Source organism: Pontibacter saemangeumensis (genome assembly GCF_039541895.1).
In the GTDB taxonomy this organism is placed as follows: domain Bacteria; phylum Bacteroidota; class Bacteroidia; order Cytophagales; family Hymenobacteraceae; genus Pontibacter; species Pontibacter saemangeumensis.
The window spans coordinates 43,210-66,820 of record NZ_BAABHC010000002.1; the positions used below are offsets into that span (position 1 = coordinate 43,210).

Annotated in this window: 18 protein-coding genes and 1 tRNA gene; 9 read left to right on the forward strand and 10 right to left on the reverse strand. The window is 52.9% G+C overall.

Annotated elements, in window-relative coordinates; all coding sequences use genetic code 11:
- The first annotated feature begins 55 nt into the window (after positions 1-55).
- Positions 56-436, forward strand: a complete 381-nt coding sequence (locus tag ABD920_RS01820) for a hypothetical protein (protein WP_345156435.1) — start codon at positions 56-58, stop codon at positions 434-436.
- A 126-nt stretch (positions 437-562) separates the two neighbouring features.
- Positions 563-1,729 (forward strand): sigma-54-dependent transcriptional regulator, encoded by a 1,167-nt coding sequence (locus ABD920_RS01825; RefSeq protein WP_345156436.1) that lies wholly within the window; start codon positions 563-565, stop codon positions 1,727-1,729.
- Between the two features lie 454 nt (positions 1,730-2,183).
- Here ABD920_RS01825 and ABD920_RS01830 read toward each other — a convergent pair whose 3' ends face one another.
- On the reverse strand, positions 2,184-3,935 hold the full coding sequence (locus tag ABD920_RS01830) for a hypothetical protein (protein WP_345156437.1): 1,752 nt from the start codon (positions 3,933-3,935) through the stop codon (positions 2,184-2,186).
- A 306-nt stretch (positions 3,936-4,241) separates the two neighbouring features.
- Here ABD920_RS01830 and ABD920_RS01835 point away from each other — a divergent pair, with 306 nt between their 5' ends.
- Both ABD920_RS01835 and ABD920_RS01840 read left to right on the forward strand, forming a co-directional pair.
- Positions 4,242-5,585 (forward strand): MATE family efflux transporter, encoded by a 1,344-nt coding sequence (locus tag ABD920_RS01835; protein ID WP_345156438.1) that lies wholly within the window; start codon positions 4,242-4,244, stop codon positions 5,583-5,585.
- 81 nt (positions 5,586-5,666) lie between these two features.
- The gene (locus ABD920_RS01840) at positions 5,667-6,242 is read left to right on the forward strand and encodes a DUF922 domain-containing protein (protein WP_345156439.1); all 576 of its coding nucleotides are present in this window, start codon (positions 5,667-5,669) and stop codon (positions 6,240-6,242) included.
- 491 nt (positions 6,243-6,733) lie between these two features.
- On the opposite strand, the gene ABD920_RS01845 is transcribed toward ABD920_RS01840, so the two are convergent.
- A complete protein-coding gene (locus tag ABD920_RS01845) occupies positions 6,734-8,266 on the reverse strand; it encodes an FAD-dependent oxidoreductase (RefSeq protein ID WP_345156440.1) in 1,533 nt (510 codons plus the stop codon).
- Between the two features lie 213 nt (positions 8,267-8,479).
- On the opposite strand from ABD920_RS01845, the gene ABD920_RS01850 reads away from it, so the two are divergent.
- The 5 genes from ABD920_RS01850 (at position 8,480) to ABD920_RS01870 (ending at position 13,442) form a co-directional block, all read left to right on the forward strand.
- Positions 8,480-9,541, forward strand: a complete 1,062-nt coding sequence (locus tag ABD920_RS01850; RefSeq protein WP_345156441.1) for a PA0069 family radical SAM protein — start codon at positions 8,480-8,482, stop codon at positions 9,539-9,541.
- Between the two features lie 271 nt (positions 9,542-9,812).
- The gene (locus ABD920_RS01855; protein ID WP_345156442.1) at positions 9,813-10,607 is read left to right on the forward strand and encodes an FRG domain-containing protein; all 795 of its coding nucleotides are present in this window, start codon (positions 9,813-9,815) and stop codon (positions 10,605-10,607) included.
- Between the two features lie 317 nt (positions 10,608-10,924).
- Positions 10,925-11,824 (forward strand): hypothetical protein, encoded by a 900-nt coding sequence (locus tag ABD920_RS01860; RefSeq protein WP_345156443.1) that lies wholly within the window; start codon positions 10,925-10,927, stop codon positions 11,822-11,824.
- Between the two features lie 513 nt (positions 11,825-12,337).
- A complete protein-coding gene (locus tag ABD920_RS01865; RefSeq protein ID WP_345156444.1) occupies positions 12,338-13,231 on the forward strand; it encodes a transglutaminase-like domain-containing protein in 894 nt (297 codons plus the stop codon).
- A 139-nt stretch (positions 13,232-13,370) separates the two neighbouring features.
- A tRNA-Glu gene (locus ABD920_RS01870) sits at positions 13,371-13,442 on the forward strand.
- A 194-nt stretch (positions 13,443-13,636) separates the two neighbouring features.
- On the opposite strand, the gene ABD920_RS01875 is transcribed toward ABD920_RS01870, so the two are convergent.
- The 8 genes from ABD920_RS01875 to ABD920_RS01910 form a co-directional block, all read right to left on the reverse strand.
- On the reverse strand, positions 13,637-14,809 hold the full coding sequence (locus ABD920_RS01875) for a TolC family protein (RefSeq protein WP_345156445.1): 1,173 nt from the start codon (positions 14,807-14,809) through the stop codon (positions 13,637-13,639).
- 4 nt (positions 14,810-14,813) lie between these two features.
- On the reverse strand, positions 14,814-17,906 hold the full coding sequence (locus tag ABD920_RS01880) for an efflux RND transporter permease subunit (protein WP_345156446.1): 3,093 nt from the start codon (positions 17,904-17,906) through the stop codon (positions 14,814-14,816).
- Between the two features lie 56 nt (positions 17,907-17,962).
- Positions 17,963-19,501, reverse strand: a complete 1,539-nt coding sequence (locus ABD920_RS01885) for an efflux RND transporter periplasmic adaptor subunit (RefSeq protein WP_345156447.1) — start codon at positions 19,499-19,501, stop codon at positions 17,963-17,965.
- Between the two features lie 111 nt (positions 19,502-19,612).
- Positions 19,613-19,876, reverse strand: a complete 264-nt coding sequence (locus ABD920_RS01890) for a hypothetical protein (protein WP_345156448.1) — start codon at positions 19,874-19,876, stop codon at positions 19,613-19,615.
- A gap of 154 nt (positions 19,877-20,030) precedes the next feature.
- A complete protein-coding gene (locus tag ABD920_RS01895) occupies positions 20,031-20,432 on the reverse strand; it encodes a hypothetical protein (RefSeq protein ID WP_345156449.1) in 402 nt (133 codons plus the stop codon).
- A gap of 309 nt (positions 20,433-20,741) precedes the next feature.
- Positions 20,742-21,725, reverse strand: coding sequence for an aldo/keto reductase (locus ABD920_RS01900; RefSeq protein WP_345156450.1), 984 nt, complete (start codon positions 21,723-21,725; stop codon positions 20,742-20,744).
- A gap of 219 nt (positions 21,726-21,944) precedes the next feature.
- Complete coding sequence (locus tag ABD920_RS01905; RefSeq protein WP_345156451.1) at positions 21,945-22,793, reverse strand: hypothetical protein; 849 nt, start codon at positions 22,791-22,793, stop codon at positions 21,945-21,947.
- 70 nt (positions 22,794-22,863) lie between these two features.
- Entirely contained in the window at positions 22,864-23,610 is a 747-nt protein-coding gene (locus tag ABD920_RS01910) for an SDR family oxidoreductase (RefSeq protein ID WP_345156452.1), read from the reverse strand.
- Position 23,611: the final 1 nt, after the last annotated feature.

Consider the following 23,611-nt stretch of genomic DNA (forward strand, 5'->3'; position numbering starts at 1 on the left):
TTTCAGCTAGTCCAAAAATCAACTTACCAATAGTAATTACTAAAGTCTAAATTATATGGAGTGCATTGATCTTCGAACCGGCTATATGCTGCTTGCTTTTAGAAGCCAAAAGGAAGTAGAGCGGGCAAAATCCCTTAGTGAGTCACGGGGTATACGCGTTGCCAGCGCCCTCGCCTACGAGGATATAACAGAAAGCGAGGCCGCCGGCTTTGTTAAAAAAGTACAACAGGAGGACAGAGAGCTGTTCTGTAACTATACCACCCAAAGTGCGGAAGCGCAGTGTGAAACGGCCAGAGCCTCGCTGCGTACCGCCCTGGATTACCTCAACGCCATCAACGGCGTGGAGTGCGAATACATGCTGCTCTACAAGAAAGAGGAGCCGCTGCTACAGTTGCGCGTGCAGGAGCAGGCGCAACCCGAGGCACCCCTTGCCTAAGGGGGCTTTCGGCACGCAATATTGTCGGGGCGGTATCGTGGTGGGCTCTTTTCCGTAAAACCCACCAACCGCCTTGACAAGCGGCCGATATATCGCTATACTTATCCTGACAACACAAATAAAACTATGCCCAAAATATTAATTGTTGATGATGAACGGGCTATCCGGTACACGCTGAAAGAGATCCTGGAATTCGAAAACTACACTGTTGACGAGGCCGAGGACGGCGAGAAAGCCCTGCAGCTTCTCAGCAGGTCCAGGTACGACGCCGTGCTCTGCGACATCAAAATGCCCGGCATGGACGGCATTGAGGTGCTGGAGAAAGCCATGGAAATCTCACCCGACACCCCTTTCATCATGATCTCCGCGCACGGCACCATCGACACGGCCGTGGAAGCCACTAAGAAAGGCGCCTATGATTTCCTCCAGAAGCCGCCCGACCTGAACCGCCTGCTGGTAAGCGTGCGCAACGCCCTCGACAAATCGAGCCTGGTAACGGAAACCAAAATACTGAAGAAGAAGATCTCGAAGACCTACGAGATGGTCGGCGCCTCTGCCGCCCTCACCCGCGTCAAGAGCGCCATTGAGAAAGTAGCGCCCACCGATGCCCGCGTGCTCATTACCGGCCCCAACGGCTCCGGAAAGGAACTGGTGGCCCGCGCCATCCACGAAAACAGCAACCGCAGCAACGGCCCCCTGATCGAGGTGAACTGCGCCGCTATCCCAAGCGAACTGATCGAGAGCGAGCTGTTCGGCCACGAGAAAGGTTCTTTTACCTCGGCGGTGAAGCAGCGCATCGGCAAGTTTGAACAGGCCAACGGCGGTACCCTCTTCCTCGATGAGGTGGGCGATATGAGCCTGTCGGCGCAAGCCAAAGTGCTGCGCGCCCTGCAGGAGCACAAGATTACCCGCGTTGGCGGCGACAAGGATATCCAGGTGGATGTGCGGGTGATCGCAGCCACGAACAAAAACCTTTTAGAGGAGATTGAGGCCCGGCACTTCCGCGAGGATCTGTACCACCGCCTGGGCGTTATCCTGATCCACGTGCCCCCGCTCAACGACCGCCGCGAAGACATCCCGGACCTGGTGCAGAAATTTCTCAACGACATTGCCAACGACTACGGCAACAAGCCCAAATCCATTACGCCAGAAGCCATCAGTTTTCTGCAGGAACTGGACTGGCGCGGCAATGTGCGGGAGCTTCGCAACGTGGTGGAGCGCCTCGTGATCATGAGCGGCCAGGAAATCACCCTGGAAGACGCCCAGGCCTACGCCCGCCCCGTCACGACGTAAAGAAGATACTTATATATAAAAACAGCCGCTGTAGCTTTAGTGCCGCAGCGGCTGTTTTATATATGGTAGCTCTATATACCTTATCAATTGAATACTGCGCACGCAGCTGTTCAATAGAACCCACCCCTGCCCCTCCGAGGAGGGGAACCTGCAGACAGGCAAATTGCAATGCGCATGAAACAACTGATAGGGTTATAAGTCCTATTCCCCTTCAAGGCCAAGGCCCTTAAGGCTTTAAAGTTGCCCATAGAGTAAGCGTTTTTCAAAGAACCAGCAATCGTAAGCCCCTCATAACCAATCAGGTTATAAAGCCAATCACCAGCTAAGGCAAAGGTTAAAAAACTTGCACCTTGATTTTGAGCAGAGTTGACCTATGCATAATGGCTTATGTCGATAGCGCTGTACCTCCGAAAGTTTAAGAATTAAAAAATTAAAAATTGACTTCTCAACTCGTTTATCTTACCACCTCAGACGCCGCCAGTTTCACGTCCGCCCATTGCCAGGCGTCTTCAAAGTCGCCTTGTGCCTGCTTCGCTTTTGCAGAATTGCCCAAACCCGCATAGGCTTGTGAAAGCCCGCTAAGGGCCCAGCCGTTTTTAGGCAGTGTCATCAGGTCCTGCTCATATATGGCTGCCGCCTCCTGATATTGCTCCGCCTGTAGCAGTACGTTGCCTAAATGATGACGCACAGAAAAGAACCAGTCCGGCGGCTCGTTGTAATTGAGCTGGTCTTCGATGGCTACTGCTTCGCGCAGCAGTTGTATGCCCTGCTCATGTGCAGCCTCGCTCGCCAGCACCTCCCCTTCCAGCACTAGTTGCGCGATCCGGGCGATATCATACATGGAGTTGATACCCCAGATCGTCATTTTCTTCAGCTCCTCTTCATCGTTCAGCGCCTTCAGCTCGGCCAGCTCAGCCTTGGCTTTCGCAAGGTCGTTTTTGCCTATGTAAGCCATCCCACGGGCAAAGTGCCGGATTAACTCAGGGTAAATCAATGTCGTATCCGCGTTCTGCATCTGCAACACCTCGTCCCACAGGCCAAACTTGGTTGCCACCATATAGGGGATGGTATAATAATGCTGCAGCGTCTCCCAGCCCGGGTTTTTCATGATGTCCGTATCCACGTGCTCCGCCAGCTTCTCTGCGCCCAGCATGGCCAGGCGGCTGTTGCCTTCCAGGGTTGCGGTGGCTGCCATAAAATGGTAGTTGTGGGGGTAGTAAGCCAGCGGGTAAGCGCCTTGCGCATAGCAGGCGGTGGTATAGGCACTGTCTGCTTGCACGGCCCGCAGGTTCGCGCGGGTGCCGGCGTGGTAATCGCCGGTGCGGATATAGGTGTGCGAAGGCATATGCAGCAGGTGCCCAGCCGCTGGCACCAGTGTCTCCAGCAACTGCGCGCTGCTTTTTGCCGCTTCTGGGTGCCGCGAGGCTTCAGTGGCATGGATATAAAAATGATTGGCCCCCGCGTGTTTGGGATTAAGTTTCATTACCGCCTGCAACGTGTGCACGATCTCCTCCGTCCAGGGCTGTGGCTGTCCGTTTTTCTGCCAGAGGTCCCAGGGGTGCAGGTCCATGCGGGCCTCGGCGTAAAGCGCCCCGATGTCAGCGTCCCTGGGGTACTGCGTGTATACCTGCTGCATGGCCTCTGCATACGCCTCGTCATAAGGAGCCCGGTCCTCTACGGGGTTGGGCGGGTAGCGCTGTTCGAGTGCCCGGATTAGCGCCTGCTCCTTTGCTGATGCTTTCCCTGCCAGTTGCCTGGCCTGCTGCACGGCACGGTAAGCGCGGCTGAAATTATCCGGCTCCATGCCCCCGTTATAGTTCGGCCCCAACACATAGCTGTAGCCCCAGAAGCACATGGCGCAGGAAGAATCCTGCCGGGTGGCCTCAAAAAAAGAGCGCGCCGCCTCGGCATGGTTAAAACCGTAGGCCAGCATCAGCCCCTGGTTAAAATAGCGCTGCGCCTCGGGATTGCTCGTCGTAATGGGAAAATTCACCCCTTGCAGCCCGTCAAACAAAGGCGCCTTCTTGTTCTGGGTGTACCATAGCGTGTCAGAGGTTGGCGGGGGGGCGCACATCGTAATCGGCTCCCCCACAACCGGTTCAGATATTGCGGTAGCTGATGCCCCATTTTCCTGCTGCTGCACCTGGTGGCCGCCGCAGCCTGCCAGCAGCAGCACCATATACGGAAGTAGAATTATCTGTCTCATATAGGAAAATTAAGTTTGGGAGTGACATGAAGCAGAGGCTGGTTTCCTGCATGTACATCCTATATAGCAAGTAGCTGTGCGGCAGGCACCTGTGGGAGTGATAAACTAAAGAGAATTGATATTATATACGACGATTCCCTAAAGGAGGCATAAGCCACTATCTAAACTTACGGCACCAGCATGCGCGCTTTATCTATCAGGCTGCTGACAAAGGCTTTCGCCACGAAGCTGTGCTTCCTGAATTTCTGCACCGCATCGGAAGAAAAACGCTACTTTTGCGGGCCAATCTAAGAGAGACCGCCCCGCATGGACAGCTTCACCTATAAACAACATTTTTCGAAGAACTTCACGCTTGCCTTCCCGGTGGTGCTCAGCCAGCTGGGCCACATTATGGTGAGCGTGTTCGACAGCCTGATGGTAGGCCAGACTGGTACCCTGCCCCTGGCAGCAGCTTCGCTGGGAAATAGTATCTTTACCGTTACCCTGGTGTTCGGATTGGGCGTCTCTTACAGCATCACCCCCCTGATTGCCGCCGCCGACGGCCGCCGGAACTACACCCGCATCTCGCTGCTGCTCCTGAACGGGCTTGTCTCTAACGTGCTGTTAGGCATCGCCCTTTTTGTGGCGGGTTATTTTTTCACGCCCTACATCAACTTGCTGGGGCAGCCGGCACAGGTGGCAGCGATGGCCGTGCCTTACCTCAACATCCTTTTCCTGTCGATGGTGCCCCTGATGGTGTTCCAAGCGTTCCGGCAGTTTGCCGAAGGCCTCTCACTGACGAAGCAGGCGATGTGGATTTCTTTGGTCGCAAATTCCTTGAATATTTTGCTGAATTATATCTTAATTTTTGGTAAGTTAGGATTCGAGCCGATGGGACTGATAGGGGCCGGCTGGGCTACGCTGATTTCCCGTGTGGTGATGGCCCTGATGATGGCGGGCTATGTGGTCTATGGCAAACGATTTGAAGTATTCAGGCATTTTCTGCGCCTGCGCCACCTGTCATTTTTCCACATGTACCGCATCTACAAGCTGGGATTGCCCATTTCTGTGCAGATGATCTTTGAGATGGGCGCCTTCAGTTTCTCCGCTGTCATGATCGGGTGGCTGGGGGCCAAAGAACTGGCCGCGCACCAGATTGCCATCAATGTGGCCTCTGTTACCTATATGATGGCCAGTGGCATTGCGGCTGCGGCCACCATCCGGGTAGGCAATCAGAAAGGCCTCGGAAACTTCAGGGCCATGCGCATGGCAGGCATCAGCAACCTGGTGATGGGGGTGCTGTTCATGGTGTGCAGCGGATTGCTCATGGTGCTGGGGAACAAACTCATCCCGATGCTCTACATAGACGATCCGGAGGTGATTCGCATTGCCTCCTCGCTGCTTATCATCGCCGCCCTGTTCCAGATTTCGGATGGGGTGCAGGTGGTGGGGCTGGGTGCGCTGCGCGGCCTGGAGGATGTAAAAGTACCTAGCCTGATCTCGCTGCTGGCCTATTGGGGAATTGGATTGCCGGTCGGGTATTTACTGTGCTTTAAAGCTGGATTTGGGGTAGATGGTATATGGGCCGGTCTACTGACGGGCCTGTCTGTGGCTGCCGTTCTGCTTACCTTGCGGTTCCGGTCGCTCAGCAGCCGCCTTCTCCACAGCTAAAACAAAGCAGGGGTACACCTTCCGGGAATGTTAACTGCGATTCCCGTTTTGAACTGTATTTTTAACTTTTAGTCGAGAAGAATGTACACCTTTACCATATTCCTGTCGCTGTGGGCAAGAATATTGATCCCCTTCCTCTTTCCGGACGCTGCCGCCGTGAATGCAAACGCCCCTGCGCCTCCTGTTGAAGAAATACTGGTTGATCAGGTACGCTGGTCGCCGGACCGGCGCCTGTCCTGGGATGATTTCAAAGCGCTCCCGGATGAGGAGAACGCGCACCATGCGCTCACCGCGGCTAACTTGGCCGTGAATGCCCGCTGCCTGGACAGTGGCTTTACTTATCAGGTGAGCTGCGTTTTCCTGCCGACCCAGTCATGGACGAAAAACACGAAGTCGAAGAAGCTGCTGAAGCACGAGCAACTGCACTTTGACCTGACGGAAGTACACGCCCGCCAACTGCGGAAAAAGCTTGAACTGTTCAGTTGCGCAGACGTGAAAAGCAAATTGAGCGGTACCGTCACCAGCGCCTTTGCGCAATGGAAAGCAGAGCAGGACGCTTTTGACACTGCCTGCAAACATGGGCTGAACGCGAAGGAAGAAAGGCTGTGGGCAGCCGACATTGCACAGCGCCTTCAGGAATTGGAGGCATATAAATGAAGGCCCTCTGCTGCCCTTCAGAAAGGGTATAAATAGCGGAAATGTGGATCAGATTATTTTTCATTTGGTGGCTTCGTGAAATACCGCTGCCCAACTTTACAAAGAAATTTCAAACTGAAACTCACACATGGGTAAAGCGCCTGCTCGAAGCAATTTATACAAGGCGGTACAATTTTTATCAACAAGGAAATCTGGCTAACAAAGAGTTATATATGCGTGATGCTACCATCACCTGCACACGGCAAAGAAGCTTTTCTATAGAACAGCTTCTTTGCGCGAATTCCATTTGAAAATGGTATAAATCCCCTCTAATTGGTTATCTCACCTCCTTTAGATCAAGCAGCCAAACGCGATACTATTGATAAGCAAAAGCCAGTGAAACAAGTAGTGTCACTGGCTTTTGCTTATATACAGAAGAAGTAGCGGAAGCAACTTCTGGAGCAAGTTATCGCCGTCTCTGCTTCTTGCAAACCATTCCTCCGTCTGCCTGCTTACCTGATTTCGTCCAGATCGGAGCTGGCAGGCCCGGTGATCACCTTCCCAAGCGGGTCGAAGCGGGAGCCGTGGCACGGGCAATCCCAGGAGCTCTCCACGTCATTCCAGGTTACAATGCACCCCAGGTGCTTGCAGACAGCCGAGAACTTGTGCCGCACACCGTCCTGGTCGCAGTACACCGCCACCTTCGAAACCCCATCGCGCATGATGCGGCCGGTGCCCGGCATTACCTGCATAGGGTCCTCTATCTCGCCCGGGGTAACGTATTCCTTCATCTGCGCCGCCACATTCAGGTTGTGTTTCAGGTATTCCCCGGCCGCTTTCATAGGGCTACGGGCCGGGTCATACAAAGCCGACCAAGGATTTGCGCGGCCCATAATCAGATCGGTGATAACCATGCCACCGATGGTGCCGTGGGTGGTGCCGTGCCCGGAATCGCCGGTGATGATATAAACGTTTTCTGCATCGCCGGGATTACGGCCTATATAGCCCAACCCGTCCAAGGGCTCGAACACCTGACCCGACCAGCGGTACTCCACCTCCTGCGACATCGGGAACATGAGCCGGGTCCAGCGCTCAAGTTCCTGGAAATGCTTGATCAGGTGATGGTCCTGCCCGGTCTTATGATCCTCCCCTCCCACGATCAGCACATCATAATCCATATCCTCGCCGGTGCTTCGCTGCAGCCTGATGTAGTGGTAAGGCTCCTTCATATCCCAGTACAATGCATCCGGCACAGCGTCTTTCGGCACCCGAACACCTATGGCATAGGTGCGATAAGGCGTCATTTTGGTGTGCATGGTTACTTTATCGTTCACAGGTGTATTGGTGGCAACCACCAGGTGGTTAGCCGAAACGGAATGCCCCCCCTCCGTTACTACGGTTGTCACCGGCCCCGTCTCAAAACTAACAACATGCGTACCTGAAAAAATTTGCCCCCCCTGTTCGATGATGGCGCCGGCAAGGCCGGCCAGATATTTCATCGGGTGAACCCGCCCCTGGTTGGGATAGTGCAGGCAGGGCAAGGCAGTCAAGAACGGTGCAGGGCACTGCTTCCGAAGCACCACATCATGCCAGCCTATCTGCTGCAGGGCCTCCAGTTCCTGAAGCAGCTTCTGCTCCTCGTCCAGGGTAGTGGCCACCAGATAACCGTCCACGCGGGCAAAATCGCAGGCTATATCGGCGTCTTTGGCTATTTCCTCTATTTTGGAGATGGCCTGCCCATGGCTTTGGGCGGCAAGGCGGGCTCCGTCCTTTCCAAAGTGCTTCACCAGGTTATAGTATTGCTCATCAAGGGCATTCGAGAGATGGGCTGTTGTGCGGCTGGTTTCACCGCCGCCAATGCTTTTCGACTCCAGCACGATCACGCGCTTCCCCTCTTTACCGAGCAGGTAAGCAGTGGTAAGCCCTGCAATGCCAGCGCCTATCACACAGACGTCGCATGTCAGGTTCTCATGCAGTTGCTGGGTGCTGGGCAAGGTGATGTTTTTCTCCCATATGGGCAATGTGGCTCCGGATTCTTGTTTCATAGTTTATAGCTTTTAGCACTTATGGTGGTTAGAATAGGCCTTTTGCAGGCACTAAACCCATTGAATAGGATTACGGTGTGGCGGGGCTTATGTTGCTGAAGCTCCTTTGCAGGCATTGCTACCCTAGTTCTAATAATTTATATCCTTCCTAAACACTTCATATATACCAATTATAATAGCAAACTAATTATATTAGCACAAGTATAAACAGATATGAAAGCAGAAGATTATTTAAAAGGACGGGGTGCGCAATATAACCCGGTAAACCCTTTCCTGAAGCAGGAATACGTTGCGGCGCACGTAGAAGGCATTGATGAGCCGATGCTGTTAAACTCTTCCACTGAGTTCCTGACCGAGCACCCGAAAACAGTAGTCAATAAAGTAGAGAGTCCTGACCTGGGGCTGAGTTACTCCCTCAACCCATACCAGGGCTGCGAACACGGTTGCATTTACTGCTATGCCCGCAACACCCACCAGTACTGGGGGTACGGGGCCGGGCTTGATTTTGAGCGCAAGATAATCGTGAAGGAAGACGCGTCGCAGACCCTGGCGCGCCAGCTGGAGAACAAAAACTGGCAGGTCATGCCCATCATGCTGGCAGGCAACACCGATTGCTACCAGCCCATAGAGGCGCGGAAAAAGCTGACGCGCCAAATACTGGAGGTACTGCTGGAGTACCGCCACCCGGTCAGCATCATCACGAAAAACGCGCTGATCCTCCGCGACCTGGACCTGCTACAGGAACTGAATAAACTGGACCTTGTGCATGTCAACATCAGCATTACCACCCTGGATGAGAAACTGCGCCAGAAACTGGAGCCCAGAACAGCGACGGCGGCGAAGCGGATGGAAGTGGTAAGGCAGCTAAGTGCGGCCGGATTACCGGTAAACGTGATGGTGGCCCCTGTTATTCCCGGCCTCAACGACTCCGAAATCCCCCGGATTATTCAGCGTGCGGCGGAGGCAGGCGCCTGTAACGCCGCCTACACCATTGTGCGCCTCAATGGCAGTGTCGGCCCTATCTTCGAAGATTGGATCCGTCAGGCTTTTCCAGAGAAGGCGGACAAGGTTTTGAGTCAGATTGCCGACTGCCACGGCGGGCAGCTTAACGACAGCCGCTTCGGCACCCGCATGCACGGTGAAGGCAGGTTTGCCCAGGCCATCGGCAACCTTTTCCGGATAAGCAAGCAAAAGTACATGCAGGGCCGCAGTACCAGGCCTTTTAATTACACCCACTTCTGCCAGCGAAAAGGCAGGCAGTTGGGCTTGTTCTGACAGCATTGGTTTTACCAACCAATATGCCTCCTGCGGCAGGGAACGGCTAACTACCACCTGCGTCAGGTAAAGCGTCTAACTACCGGCAAAACTGAAGCATGTACCTGCCATCCATCGATCCCGAAGTTGCGGGGCATGTGCTATTTCAACAAAACTTAAATTAGAGAACTCTTAACGGAGGCATAAAATTGTTTAGCCACTGTAACCTACAATCAGACTGGCAGTATGTTAAACCGAGCTCCCTTTATACCACTACTTATATATACCCTTTATGGAAACCGGAAAAGACATTGTGGTGAAGAGTTGGCTGGAGTTGCAGGAGGCATTGTTCAACCACAGCTGGGACCCTCGGCTCAGTCGCTTTCGTTCGTCGCATGTCTACCGCGGCACCTGGAACACGGATTTTAACCTGCTGACCAGCATCATGCGTATCGGGAGCGAATATGATAAACTGGAGCCGCACCTGCTGCGAAACTTCCGGAAATACGCCCACTACGATGCCATACCGCCGGGCAACTCCATCTGGAACTGGCTGGCGGTGGCGCAGCACCATGGCCTGCCCACCCGCCTCCTGGACTGGACCTACTCGCCGTATGTGGCGCTGCATTTTGCCACCGCCGATTTATCTAAATATGACCAGGATGCGTGTGTGATCTGCATCAACTACGTCAAAACAAGCGAGTACCTCCCTGTGCCGCTCAAGAAGGCCCTCGAAGAGGAGGGGTCCAATGTGTTTACAGCGGAAGTACTGGAGCCGGTAGCCCCTTCATTCAAAGCACTGGAGAATTTCCAGCAGGAAGACTTTGTCATTTTCCTTGAACCTCCCTCTCTGGATCAGCGGATCGTGCATCAGTATGCGCTATTCTCCATGATGTCGCGTGTCAAAGCAGACTTAAGCACCTGGCTGCTGCAGCACCCCGAGCTTTATTTTAGGGTGATCATCCCGGCTTCCTTAAAATGGGAGGTGCGCGACAAGCTCGACCAGGCAAACATCACAGAGCGCGTCTTGTTTCCCGGCTTGACCGGCTTAAGCCAATGGCTGAAGCGGCATTATACCCATTCATGATTTTCACTAAGTAATTCTGCATCCTGTAGCAGACTTGCCTTAAATAGGCTATATTCAAACCACCTTACCTTAATAGAATCTTAATGAAGTCGCACAGCTTGTTCCGAAAGGAAGTCACCCTGATATCACCACACAAATTAAACGGCCAAATGGCTTTTACCCGAAGCCACCGTACGTACACCTCCAGAGCCGTCGCAATCGTGTGTGCGTTGCTACTTACAAGTGGCTGTTCAGAAGAACGGGAACCGAAAGGTTCTGCGATGGCTGCTGGTCATCTTGATAGCCTGACGACCACCATACCCTCTCAGCCTGATACCTTGGCTGTAGCGGAAGATACGACTGCCTTGGAAGCGAGTACCGTGGCAACTGCCGAACCAGCTGCAGAAACGGAGAATGCCTCCTATGAATATCCGGGACCGAGACCGTTGCCAGGTGCCATCCTGCCGCACAAGCGCATCCTTGCCTTCTACGGCAATCCGCTTTCAAAGCGCATGGGCATCTTAGGCGAGTTTCCCCCGGAGGAAATGCTGCAGAAGCTGGACCAGGAAGTCGCGAACTGGGAGAAAGCGGATTCTATTACGCCGGTGCAGCCTGCCCTCCACGTGATCGTGGTGACGGCACAGGGCGAGCCAAGCGCCGGCGGCAAATACAGGTTGCGGATGACTGACAAGATGATTGATGGGGTGCTGGAAACAGCTAAAAAACGCGATGCCATCGTTTTCCTGGACATCCAGATCGGTCAAAGCACGCTGCAGGAGGAGTTGCCAGAGTTGGAGAAATACCTGAAACTGCCGCAGGTGCATTTAGGGATAGACCCGGAGTTCTCGATGAAAAACGGAGGCGTACCCGGGCGCCGCATTGGCACCTACGATGCCGCGGACATTAATTACGCCACCCAGTACCTGGCCGAGTTGACTAAGAAACACAACCTGCCACCTAAGCTGCTGGTGGTCCACCGTTTTACGCAGGGAATGGTCACGAATACCGCCGACATTAAGCTGCGTCCGGAAGTGCAGGTAATTATGCACATGGATGGTTGGGGCGGCCCCACTCTCAAAAGAGACACGTATCGCCGGTATATCAAGAACGAGCCTGTGCAGTTTACGGGCTTCAAGATCTTCTACAAGAATGACCTTAAGCGGCCACCGGGGCGCCTCATGACACCAGAGGAGGTGCTTGCTCTCAACCCAAAGCCACTTTATATACAGTATCAGTAAGCAACACAGCAGCTGATCATTTAGCAGATGCACGCGCCGGATTATACTCCGTTCAGACTGTGGTATAACCGGCGCGTTAGTCATATATACCTAAGACCAAAGTCTGTCAACCAGCGGGACAGGTATCGTGGCTTTAACTTTAGCTACTTTTATTTATAAACCGAAAGTAATTCTTTAAGATGACAGCTCTATATATTTATTGATATCAACACCTATATAAACGGCAGCCTCCATAGGAAGTCTTCTCCTCCCCTGCTTAGGCTATAAACTACTGTATTTGATACTGTTGCATTTTCAAAGAGATATTTCCCTTGCCATATGCATCCCAGCATTTTTTTCTCAGCTTTTTAACACATGTTTTCGCTCAAAAAATAAATTCAAAAAACCGCCACTTTAAGGAGCAAAAAGGACTGGTATTTGCGTTAAGATAATAACTACGCTTTACTATATTTTGTCTCTGTTCAGGCAGGAACAGAGACTCTAAAGCACCCACACTTTAAAAACAATTTCATTATGTCGCAAAATTTACATTCTTCACACCTTGTGAACTTTGCGGTGCGGTTCATTCAGATCATCATTGTGTTCCCGATGGCTGTATTGCTAAGTTTCTACATACCGCCTTATAACTCAATGGACTATGAACTGCACTTCCTGCTCTGCCTTATTCTCTCCACTGTAGTTTCCATAGTTGCAACCAGGTATAGTCGTAAACTTGTTGTACTTATGTTCATCAGTATTTTAGGTACGTTCATCTACAACAGCACCTTCAAGAATCAGACATTTGAAGGTATATATGATGATTACAATGCCCTGCTGGTAAATATGACGAGCAATCCGCACAAGGTTTCCTATTTCAAGCCTGTGCGTGGCACCTATTTTCAGAACCAGCGCGTGAAGAGCGCCATGCAGGCCACGCATCCGAAAGTGAGGGATTTTGGCGTAAAAAACTCTACCCGCTATTTCCATGATGAGTATTACCAGAAGTTCGGTAAAATGACAAGGTATTTTTCTCTGTTCAAGCATATTCGCCTCAACTGGAAATACGTGAACGATCCCCTCGGGATGGATTATTATTCCCCACCGGTGGAGAGCATGAACCTGTTAGCAGGCGATTGCGACGACTATGCGATTCTGATGGCTTCTTCCGTAATGTCTATCGGTGGTGAGGCCCGTGTGGTCATTTCGCCCAGCCATATGTATACGGAAGTCAAAGTCGGCTCTGTTGATGATTTGGAAAAGGTCAGCTATGCCATCCGCACCCTTTTCCCTGATGAGGTAGCGGGCGGTAAAATACACTTTCATGAGACTGGCGACGACCTTTGGATTAACTTTGACTATACCGCCAGCTACCCTGGTGGCCCTTTCCTGGAGCCCGAACTCTACAGTGTTATATCTTTCGAGAAATAGCCAATAGATACCGGCGCGTTAAGTTTTCTTGCTGTTCCCCAGCATGTTCTGCAGTATGTATATATTTTTTCTTATCTATACCTTGTATATAATATCGTAGCGAGTATATTTGCACCATCAATCAGGAAAAAGAATACCAGGCCCGTTCGTCTAGGGGTTAGGACGCCAGATTTTCATTCTGGTAACAGGGGTTCGATTCCCCTACGGGCTACTACAATTAAAAGCCGCTCCACTTCAAATGGAGCGGCTTTTTGTTTCAATAAAATTCCCCTAAGGTTTGTGTGAAAGCTGTGGCTATACATAGCAGTCATTACGCCCAATGTTTAACGGCTCTATACTTTACCTTTGCTGTTGCTTAATCGGTACGGATTCCAATAGCGTTAAAGTCTATACTTTATCCAAATCCTACAGCGTGTAGCGCAGTAACTCAGCTACCTTCTGTTGCGCCTCAGTCTCCAGCTCCAAGTATCTATCATACGTATCATAGTAAAAGCTGAGCTCCATAAAATACTCGGCGGCCGATATTTCCCCCAGTCGCAGGGCCTTCTCCAGCAGCCGCAGGTTCTCCGGCTTGGCCATCAGTTCCTGGTAATCCTGCAGCGACTCCTGCAGCACCCGATACTCCTCGTAGGCCTGCCTTACCTCCTGCCGGTGCGCCACCCGCTCAGATTCCAGCTGCGCCTGTGCGTACTGGCTGTAGGCCTGCTGGGTGTTTACGGTATTGCGGCGCTCCCACAGCGGAATAGAAATACCAGCGTGCATACCTTGGAAGGTTTGTCCGAGTATACTTTGGTAGCGGTAGCCGCCCTCCAGCTTGGGCAACGACAGGGCCTTGGCCAATTCAACCTTTTCCTCCTGTACCCTTGCTTGCTGCTCCAGGGTTTTTAGGCGTGGGTCCGACACCTCTATCAGGGTGTCCAGCACCTCAAACGCGGGAACGGCAGGCACCGCAGCAAATGCCGTGTCTGTGACGATTACAGGCTGCCCTCCGTTCAGTTCCGTCAGGCGCTCTTCCAGCACCCTGCGCCTGGCCCTGTTGGCCTGCAGCGTGGTGCGGATGTCCAGCAGGCGCACGCGCGCCTTGTTCTCGTCCAGCACGTTGCCCTCCCCTGCCCTTGTGCTCTTCTGAAACCGACGGTACAGCTCCTCTATGTCCTGGTATCGCTCCTCAAACACACGCAACTGCCTGTTCAGGTAGATCAACTGCAACGTGGCCTGCTGGGCTTCGAGCAAAATGCTCTGCCGCTGCTGCGCGTACTGATAATCCGCCTGTGCCTCCTGCAGGTTGGCTACGCGCCTTTTCCTGCCGTAGGCCGTAGGGAAGTCGATACGCTGCGTCACAGCAAACTCCTTCTGGTTTCCGGCCTCAGCGGGCTGACCGTTAAAGTAGACATACTCTACAAAAGGATCTTCCGGGTTCAGCCCCGTCCGGTACTCCAGCTTGCGGGCCTCCCGGTACTGCTGCGCGGCCTGCAGGGTCTTGTTGTTTGCCTCCACCTGCCGCAGCACCCCGGCTACAGTAGACTGCGCCCGCGCCTGCACCGCCAACAGCAGATACAGGCACAGACTTGTTATCATTATCCTATGCATGGTCTCTCTCATTTTGGTTGGCCATCAGGAACACCGCTGGCACGATAAACAAATTAAGCAGTGTCGAGCTCAGCAGACCGCCCAGGATCACCTTCGCCATCGGGCTTTGTATCTCGTTACCGGGCAAATCGCCAGCCAGCGCCAGCGGAATCAAGGCAAGCCCCGCGGTAAGCGCCGTCATCAGGATGGGGCTGAGCCTGTCCCTGGAGCCCAGCATAACGCTCTCGTACAAGCTGTGCCCCTGCTGCAGGAGCAGCTGGTAATGCGACACCAGCAAAATACCGTTACGGGTAGCGATACCGAAGAGCGTGATAAAGCCGATGATGGCCGGGATGCTGATAATGCCCGACGTAAAGTAAATGCTACCCACGCCACCGATCAGCGCCAGCGGCAGGTTCAGCAGGATGATGCTCGACAGTTTAAAGGACTTAAACTCCTGGAACAGGAGCAGGAAGATCGCCAGCAACGAGAGCAGCGAAGCGTACAGCAGCGTGCGCGACGCCTCTTCCTCCGCCTCAAACTGCCCGCCATACTCGATGCGGTAGCCTTCCGGCAGGGCCACATTGGCCTGGACCTTCTCGCGCAACTCCTTCACGGCGCTGCGCTGGTCACGCCCGGCCACGTTGGCCGACACCACCGTCTTGCGCTGCACGTTCTCCCTGTTAATGGTGTTGGGTCCGCTGGTCGACACGACGTCCGCCACGTAGTGCAGCGGTATCTTCTGCCCGTCATGCGTGTCGATCAGGGCGTTCCTCATCTTCTCGAACTCCCCGCGGCTACTCTCGTCGTAGCGCACCACCAGGTCAAAGCTGCGCGCCCCCTCGTATACTTCCGAGACCTTTTCGCCGGCAAAGGCCACGTCCACGTACTCGGCGAACTCGCCGGTGGTGATGCCATACTTGGCCAGCATATCGCGACGTGCCTTTATCTGTATCTGCGGGATCTCGATCTGCTGCTCTACGCTCACGTCCACCAGCCCCTCTACGGTTTTAGCCTGCTGCTCTACCTGCTTGGACATGGAGAACATCTTGGACAGCTCAGGACCAAAGATCTTAATGGCGATGTTGGCCCGGGTGCCCGACAGCATGTGATCGATGCGGTGGCCAATAGGCTGGCCGATGGTAATGTTCGCCCCAGTGATGCCCGCAAGCTTTTCCCGCACCTCGGCCATGAACTCTTCGCGGTCCCGGTCTTCCAGCACAAAGGGCGCGTCTACTTCAGAAGCGTTCACCCCTTGCGCGTGCTCGTCCAGCTCTGCCCTGCCCGTCCTGCGGGTTGTCACCTGAATCTCCGGCACGGTCAGCAGCGCCTTTTCCACCTGCGTACCGATCTTGTTGCTTTCCTCCAGCGAAATGCCGGGCTTGGTCACCACGCTGATCACCAGGGAGCCCTCATTGAACTCAGGGAGAAAACTGCGCCCCAGCGTAGGCAGTAAAAGCAACGCCCCCACCAGCAGCAGCGCAGCCGCTCCCAGAATGGCTTTCTTATGTCGCATGGCGCTGCGCAGAGACCGCTCATACCCGATGTTGAGGCGGCGCACCAGCCAGCTTTCGCGGTGCTGCTTCAACAGCATTTTGTCGCTGGTGAGCATGAAACTGCACAGTACTGGCGTCAGGGTAATGGCCACGATCAGGGAAGCGAACAGCGAAACAATGAAGGCGATACCTAAAGGAGCCAGCAACCTGCCTTCCATACCTGACAGGAAGAAGAGCGGCACAAAGGCGGCAATGATGATAAAGGTGGCATTGATCACAGAGGAGCGTATCTCCACCGATGCCTCGTAAATAACCTTCAGCTTATTCAGCTGCTCCTCCACGGGCTTGCGAGAGTTCTCCTTTAAGCGTTTGTAGACGTTCTCCACGTCGATGATGGCGTCGTCCACCAGGTCACCGATGGCGATGGCCATACCACCCAGGCTCATGGTGTTGATAGAGAAGCCAAACCACTTCAGGGTAAGTATGGCCGCCACCAATGAAATGGGAATAGCGATTAGGGAGATGAAGGTGGCACGGATGTTCATCAGGAACAGCAGCAGGATCACCACCACAAAAACGGCGCCTTCCAGCAGCACCTTCTGAATGTTGTTAATGGAAGCATTGATAAAGTCTGCCTGCCGGAAGATCTCGGTGTTGATCTTCACGTCTGCCGGCAGGTTCTGGCCCAGGTCGGCCATCGCCTCGTCTATTTGCTCTGTCAGCTCCAGGGTGTTGGTGTTGGGCTGCTTCATCACGGTCATGATCACGGCCGGCTCACCGTTCAGGGAGCCGTCGCCGATCTTCACAGCAGCACCCACCTTGATGTCGGCCACGTCACCAATCCGGATTGGTGAATTGCCGTTGACCTTGATCACCGTGTTGGCCAGCTCCCCAAGGTCGCTGGTGCGCCCGATGCCGCGCACGATGTACTCGTTGCCATACTCCTGCATAAAACCACCGGAGGCATTCTGGTTGGCCTCCTCCGCGGCTTGCAGCAGCTCCTGCAAGGACACATTGTAATACTTTAGTTTCTGCGGGGAAGCCAGCACCTGGTACTGCTTGTACTCCCCCCCGATCACCACCACCTGCGACACACCGCCCGTGGCAAGCAGCCGGGGCCGGATGCTCCAGTCGGCAAGGGTACGCAGCTCCATCTGGCTGGTGCTGTCGCCGGTTACGCTGATAAGCATGATCTCACCCATAATGGATGACTGCGGGGCAAGGGTAGGCGTGCCCACGCCCTGCGGCAGTCGCTCAGCCACCGTGGCCACTTTCTCCGTCACGATTTGGCGGGCCTTGTAAATATCAGTGCCCCACTCAAACTCTACCCACACAATGGAGATGCCGGCAGACGAAGAGGAACGCACCCTGCGCACGTCGGTGGCCCCGTTCACGGCTGTCTCTATCGGGAAGGTTACGAGGCGTTCTGCTTCCTCGGGCGCCATGCCGTGCGCCTCCGTCAGCACCACCACCGTCGGGGCTGTCAGGTCGGGGAATACGTCGACCTCCATCCGGAAGGCCGTGATCCCGCCGAAGACCAGCAACAGCGCGGAAGCCAAGATAACCAGGAGCCGGTTATGCAGCGAAAATTTTATGATTTGGTTAAGCATTCTTTCTCTTTTTGATACTGATAGGCGGGGTTCGGCGTAAGCCTTGTCCCGAGCAGTTAATGTTCGTGTCCGTGGGCCGGCACCTCACCCGATGCAGAGGAAAGTTTGATCTGGTAGGCCCCTTTCGTTACCACCCGCTCACCCGGCCTCACACCGGAAAGCAGCTGCACGTGAATGCCATCGGAGGCTCCCAGCTTCACTTCCCGCTTCTCGAAGATCTCCCCCGCCGACTGCACATACACATAGTGCATCCCCTGGTCTTCCATGATCGCGCTGACAGGCACCGTTAAGGCATTGGGTAGCGGCGCGGAACGCAGGTATACTTCCACGAAAGATCCCGGAACCAGCTCGCCCCGGTTGGCAATCTGGAAGGTGATGGGGATAAGATAAGAATCGGCACCGGCGCTTTTGCCGTAGGCCAGCAACTTGCCGTTCAGGTTCTCGGTGTCGTATACTTCCCCGCCCGGCACTTTAAAGCTGGCGGAGCTGACGTTGGATAGTTCATAGGCTTCCGTTTGCGGCACCTCGGCGCGCAGCACCAGGCGCTCGTTCCGGGTAATGCTGGCAAGCGGCTGCCCCGCCTCCACAAACTCCCCGTCAGAAACAAGTACGGACTTTATGAAACCGCTTTGCGGCGCGGACACGCTCAGCCCTTTCGGACCATAGTTGCCGGCGATGGTGCGGTAAGCCGACGCGGCGTTCTCATAGATGGCCTTGCGCCTTTCAAACTCCCGCTGCGAGATGATCTTGTCCTCCACCAGTTCTTTGGCGCGTTCATAATCGGCCTGCGCACGCTGGAAATCGGTGCGTACCTCCCGAAAGCGGGTGTCGATGTTGCCCTCTGCCACGCCCCCGCCAGAGATGGTGAAAAGTCTTTCGCGTGCCTTTACCGGGGATCCGACGACCACATCATTCCCAGCAAGCGACACAACCCCGCTCGCACTGGCCGTGATCGTCTGCTCGTCTCCCGGCGCCGGCATGATCTGCCCCGATGTTCTGATGATGTTGTGGAATGGCTGCGGCGTTACCTGCTGTGTGGCGAAATCCACTTTCCAGGCCTGCTCTTTCAGGAACGGAATCTCTTCGCCTATCGGAGCGTCGACTTCTTTGGTGTCGGCCAGCGCCGCCTCTGCGTTCGGATACACCTGCAGGCTGTCGATCACGATTCTATCGGTCAGGTCACCTGACTTCACGTCGAAGATGAGTTTGTACCCGCTGCCGGCATCCTTTGGTTGGAGCGCAGGACTAAATATTCCCGGTGAGCGTGGTGCTTGCACCGTCTGTCTTATGCCTTTGTCTCCCTTCACCAGGCTCACAGTCATCTGGCCTTCGGTAAGTGGGGTGAAGTTTTCCCCGAGGCGCGTCACGTGTGCCGCAAAAGAGGAGGTCTCGCCCACGACCAGCGGCTTGAACTCCACGAAGAGCTCGGTTTTATCGGTATAGATGGTATAGGATACCTGCTCCAGTTCTTCCCCGTGGGCATGGCCAAGCTCCGCTTTGATTTCGGCCCCCTCGTGGGCATGCTCCTTCTGGCCGCAGCCTGAGGCAATGAGCACCAGGCAAACAGCCAAAAGGCTTATATAAGATTTTAACATGTGCTTCTGGTATAGCTGTAAACAACAGTAAATTAATAGCATAGTGGCTTCTCCGGGAAGCATGCGGCTGTTTGCCGCACTCCCCGGGTAACTAGCTAATGCCTCAGCAGACTAGTGCTGGTGGTCGCCCTGTCCGTCGTGCGAGTGGGTTTCCGTGGTGGTTTCGGTCACGACAGAGTCGCCTGCTACGGTAAACTCCTCCTGCTCATGCGGGTGCCCGCCGTCGCTGTCGTGTGAATGGCCATGCTCCGCTTCAGAAGTAGCCTCATGCTGGTGCGTGTCCGCTCCGTGCTCATGCCCTTCTTCCTGAGAATTTGAAGTACAGCTAACCGTAAACAGCGCCATTGCGGCAATGGAAAAAAGAACCTTTTTCATTTTTACTCAGATGTTAATCGTGTAGAAAAACAGGGATAAATTAAAGTAGACGCTCCGCTTAGAGGTTATGTAGCCCAGAATGCATAGTGGTGCACGCCAGTTTCAAAGCAAGGTATAACCTGGCTATAATTAGCAAGAGCGATAATAAGGTAGGTCAGGCAGACGGTGGCCCGCGCTGCGGGAGGTGGGTTTGGTGTGGTGGAGGCGAAAAGCCTATGATGTACAAAGTAGTGCCGCGCTCCATGGCTGCAACTGGCGTCTCGAGTTCGAAAAGGAAACGCTCACTTCTAGCGGCGGTCAGAGGAGCAGGAAGAAAGCTACTGTGACGGGTGGATACATGCGGCTCACCCTGTACAGCCGAGTGGAAATAGTGGCTGAGCGGACTCTCCTTCTCCTCCGGTGCGTCATGGTCGTGGGAATGCCGGTGGTCCTTGTAAGTGTGGTGCTGCGCCTTGTTATCCGTCTGGTGGAGATGCTGGTGCGGCATGATGCCGTGCACCAATACCAGCGTATAGGCAAAAAGGGTAAGCAGCAGCAGGGCGACCTTCTTTGACATTGTTCAAAGATAGGGATTGTTTTGCTTTTGTCCTATCCGCAAGACTACATGCAGCAACACAGAATCAACTAGGGGTAGCAGCCTTCCTTCGCGTCAGATGATGTAGAGATAATGGCAGAAGGGAAAACCCAAAGCAGGTGCTATGTATATCATCATAGCCAGAGTAGGGTAAATTTTAGCGTATAGCTGCTGCAAGCCTTTACTCAGGCTTGCGCCATTCCAGTGTTTTACATCATCACGTTGTACTCCGGCCGTTTCTGGTCCGATGATGAAGAGCGCATTTAGAGTATTACTGTTTTACTACAATCTCTAAATATGACCCACTATTCTATGGGGCATATAAGGCTCCTCCATGTAAGAAATCTCTTGGTCAGTTAGCTTAATGGATAACGCGGGCACGGCACTTTCCAGATGCGAGATTTTGGTAGCGCCGATAATCGGAATAGTGACCGGTTGTTTCTGCAGCAGCCATGCCAGTGCAATTTCGACACGAGGCACGCCTCTTTTTTTCGCAACTGACGCCAGCCTTTCCACTACCATTTTATCGGCAACTGCCGTAGCATCGTACTTGCTTTTTGCTATCTGATCGGTTTCGGCACGTTGCGTCGTCTCGGACCAATCCCGTGTTAATCTTCCTGAGGCAAGCGGACTGTAGGGAGTAAGGGCAATGTTTTCACTCTTACAGTACGGTATCATTTCTCTTTCTTCTTCTCTGTACAACAAGTTCAAATGGCTTTGCATGGAAACGAACCGTGGCCAGCCGTTTTTTTCCGCCACATATTGTGCCTTTTGGAATTGCCAGGTGTACATGGCAGAGGCGCCGATGTATCTTGCCTTTCCCATTTTCACCACATCGTTCAATGCTTCCATTGTTTCTTCAATAGGCGTGTTGTAATCCCAGCGGTGAATGATGTACAGGTCGATATAGTCTGTTCCGAGGCGTTTCAGGCTGTTGTCTATTTCACTTAAAATCGCTTTACGGGATAGCCCTTTGCCATTGGGCCCTTTGTGCATCTCGCCCCAAACTTTTGTTGCCAGCACAACTTCATCACGGTGGCCGTAGTCCTTCAACGCACGACCCAAAATTTCCTCACTTCTACCGAATGAATAGACATTTGCTGTATCAAAGAAGTTAATGCCAATGTCAAGTGCTTTTTTGATGATTGGGCCGCTCTCATCTTCTTTCAATACCCATTGATGCACCCATGTTTCCGGGTCACCAAAACCCATACATCCAAGGCATAGCCTTGACACATCCAATCCCGTATTTCCAAGTTTTACATACTCCATCATGTTATTGTTTTAGATGATACCATAAACTTGACCGGCTTCACCTCTATAGAAAATTTGACTTCACCCATGCAGTTTCCTATATCACTGTCAGCGTTATAAGCGGTTATCACTTTACGTAGTATTAACGCTGCAAGCACAGTGTATTCTAAAGCTCTTGATTTTTTCGAGGCCTACTTCCTACGGCTGCTTGATTGTGAAGTCAACAGGTGGTCGCTCATTTTATGGAAGCAGCACGGCTGGTTGTTTCCTAACAAAATCCTGGCTGAAATTATAGCTAAGCGTAACATTCCAAAGGAACTCTTTATTTCCGGGAATTGTGGAACTGAACGTTTGATTGATGGTAGATTGAAGCGTAAACGGCACCTTCTTCCGGGATAATATTCCTGTAGTAGTGAAGTAAGTTCCTGCATCTCCATCAAGATTTAAATAATAAACTTCAGGAACAAACTGAAACCGGAAATTGGGGCCTAATTTGATATTTGAAATACTTGTATTTAATGTTACAAAATGGCTGAGGCGTGGCCCGTCTTTCTGCAAACCGTTGCCTTGTAAATAATACATGCCAACGCTCCAGTTAGGTGTAATCTGGTAATTGGGAACCACTTCGCTGGCTATAAAACGCCTCGCCTGTGTAATTTCGGATGTAACGCCGTTTTCTGTAACTTCTCTTAAAGCAAAATTATAGGCCGGGTGGGTGCCCACCCGAAGACTGAATTTTTGTTTATCTATAAGGCGATAACGGAACCAAAAGAGCATATTGCCTTTTTTCCCGTCCAGAGAAAGACGAATATCAGGTTCAATACTAAACCTGTTTTTCCTCCACGAGAGCAAAAAGACTGCGGAAGGACTGTTTAATGAGAAAAGGGGAATAATGGAAAAGGCGTTATTGGTAATGCCAATGGAGCCGGAGAACTTCATCTCCTTTTGTGTACTGTCGGGCAGCTGTGCAAAGGAACTATTACAAGCTATAACCAACATTATTACAATCAAAGCGACTAAGCTCTTCGTGTAACGTTGCCTAAGAAAATATGGAAAGTTGGATTGCCTTTTCCTTGCAAGTGGTAACATAACACGACTTTTAAAGATTGAAAATTTTGTCATTTGAAGAACCTTCCTCATCATTTGCCACGTAATTATTCTACAATTCCTGCGATGTAGGACGGAAGATAACTTCGTTGATGTCTACATCCTCCGGCTGGCTTATGGCAAACGCGACCACACGTGCAAAACTGTCCGGACTGATTCCTACCGCTCCCACATAATCTTTATTAGCCTGCTGGATGTCAGCCTCGGAGATATGTTCCAGCAATTCTGTTTTCACAGCGCCGGGACATACGATTGTGGTACGGATATTATATGGCTTCACCTCCATCCGTAAGCCTTCGGTCAGGGCACGCACGGCAAATTTAGTAGCAGAATAAACCGCCGAGCCGGTAAATATTTTATGACCCGCTACAGAAGAGGTGTTGATAATCTGACCTGACTTCTGTTCTTTCATGTGAGGGAGAACAGCGGCAATACCATTGAGCACGCCTTTGATGTTCACGTCAATCATTTTGTCCCACTCCTCCACATTGAGGCGGTCCATCGGCGATAAAGGCATGATACCTGCGTTATTGAGGATCACGTCTACCCGCCCAAATTGTTGAACCGTCGAATCCACCAGCTTCTTTACCTGCTCCCGCTGCGTTACATCCACAGCAATGGCAAGGGCTTTTCCACTATTCTCCTGTATCTCCTTTGCCAGCTTTTCAATCCTGTCGGCTCTTCTTGCGCCCAGTACAACCGTTGCCCCAAGGGCTGACAAGTGCTTCGCAGCTGCTTGTCCCATACCACTGCTAGCTCCTGTAATGACTACAACTTTACCTTTGATATTACTTTCCATA

Bases quoted from the DNA above. Each gene is read 5' to 3' on its own strand.
- ABD920_RS01900 (WP_345156450.1), bottom strand. From the start codon at position 21,725: ATGATGGAGTATGTAAAACTTGGAAATACGGGATTGGATGTGTCAAGG.
- ABD920_RS01895 (WP_345156449.1), bottom strand. From the start codon at position 20,432: ATGTCAAAGAAGGTCGCCCTGCTGCTGCTTACCCTTTTTGCCTATACG.
- ABD920_RS01840 (WP_345156439.1), top strand. From the start codon at position 5,667: ATGTACACCTTTACCATATTCCTGTCGCTGTGGGCAAGAATATTGATC.
- ABD920_RS01835 (WP_345156438.1), top strand. From the start codon at position 4,242: ATGGACAGCTTCACCTATAAACAACATTTTTCGAAGAACTTCACGCTT.
- ABD920_RS01865 (WP_345156444.1), top strand. From the start codon at position 12,338: ATGTCGCAAAATTTACATTCTTCACACCTTGTGAACTTTGCGGTGCGG.
- ABD920_RS01880 (WP_345156446.1), bottom strand. From the start codon at position 17,906: ATGCTTAACCAAATCATAAAATTTTCGCTGCATAACCGGCTCCTGGTT.
- ABD920_RS01850 (WP_345156441.1), top strand. From the start codon at position 8,480: ATGAAAGCAGAAGATTATTTAAAAGGACGGGGTGCGCAATATAACCCG.
- ABD920_RS01855 (WP_345156442.1), top strand. From the start codon at position 9,813: ATGGAAACCGGAAAAGACATTGTGGTGAAGAGTTGGCTGGAGTTGCAG.
- ABD920_RS01885 (WP_345156447.1), bottom strand. From the start codon at position 19,501: ATGTTAAAATCTTATATAAGCCTTTTGGCTGTTTGCCTGGTGCTCATT.
- ABD920_RS01830 (WP_345156437.1), bottom strand. From the start codon at position 3,935: ATGAGACAGATAATTCTACTTCCGTATATGGTGCTGCTGCTGGCAGGC.
- ABD920_RS01905 (WP_345156451.1), bottom strand. From the start codon at position 22,793: ATGTTACCACTTGCAAGGAAAAGGCAATCCAACTTTCCATATTTTCTT.
- ABD920_RS01910 (WP_345156452.1), bottom strand. From the start codon at position 23,610: ATGGAAAGTAATATCAAAGGTAAAGTTGTAGTCATTACAGGAGCTAGC.
- ABD920_RS01875 (WP_345156445.1), bottom strand. From the start codon at position 14,809: ATGATAACAAGTCTGTGCCTGTATCTGCTGTTGGCGGTGCAGGCGCGG.
- ABD920_RS01825 (WP_345156436.1), top strand. From the start codon at position 563: ATGCCCAAAATATTAATTGTTGATGATGAACGGGCTATCCGGTACACG.
- ABD920_RS01820 (WP_345156435.1), top strand. From the start codon at position 56: ATGGAGTGCATTGATCTTCGAACCGGCTATATGCTGCTTGCTTTTAGA.
- ABD920_RS01845 (WP_345156440.1), bottom strand. From the start codon at position 8,266: ATGAAACAAGAATCCGGAGCCACATTGCCCATATGGGAGAAAAACATC.
- ABD920_RS01890 (WP_345156448.1), bottom strand. From the start codon at position 19,876: ATGAAAAAGGTTCTTTTTTCCATTGCCGCAATGGCGCTGTTTACGGTT.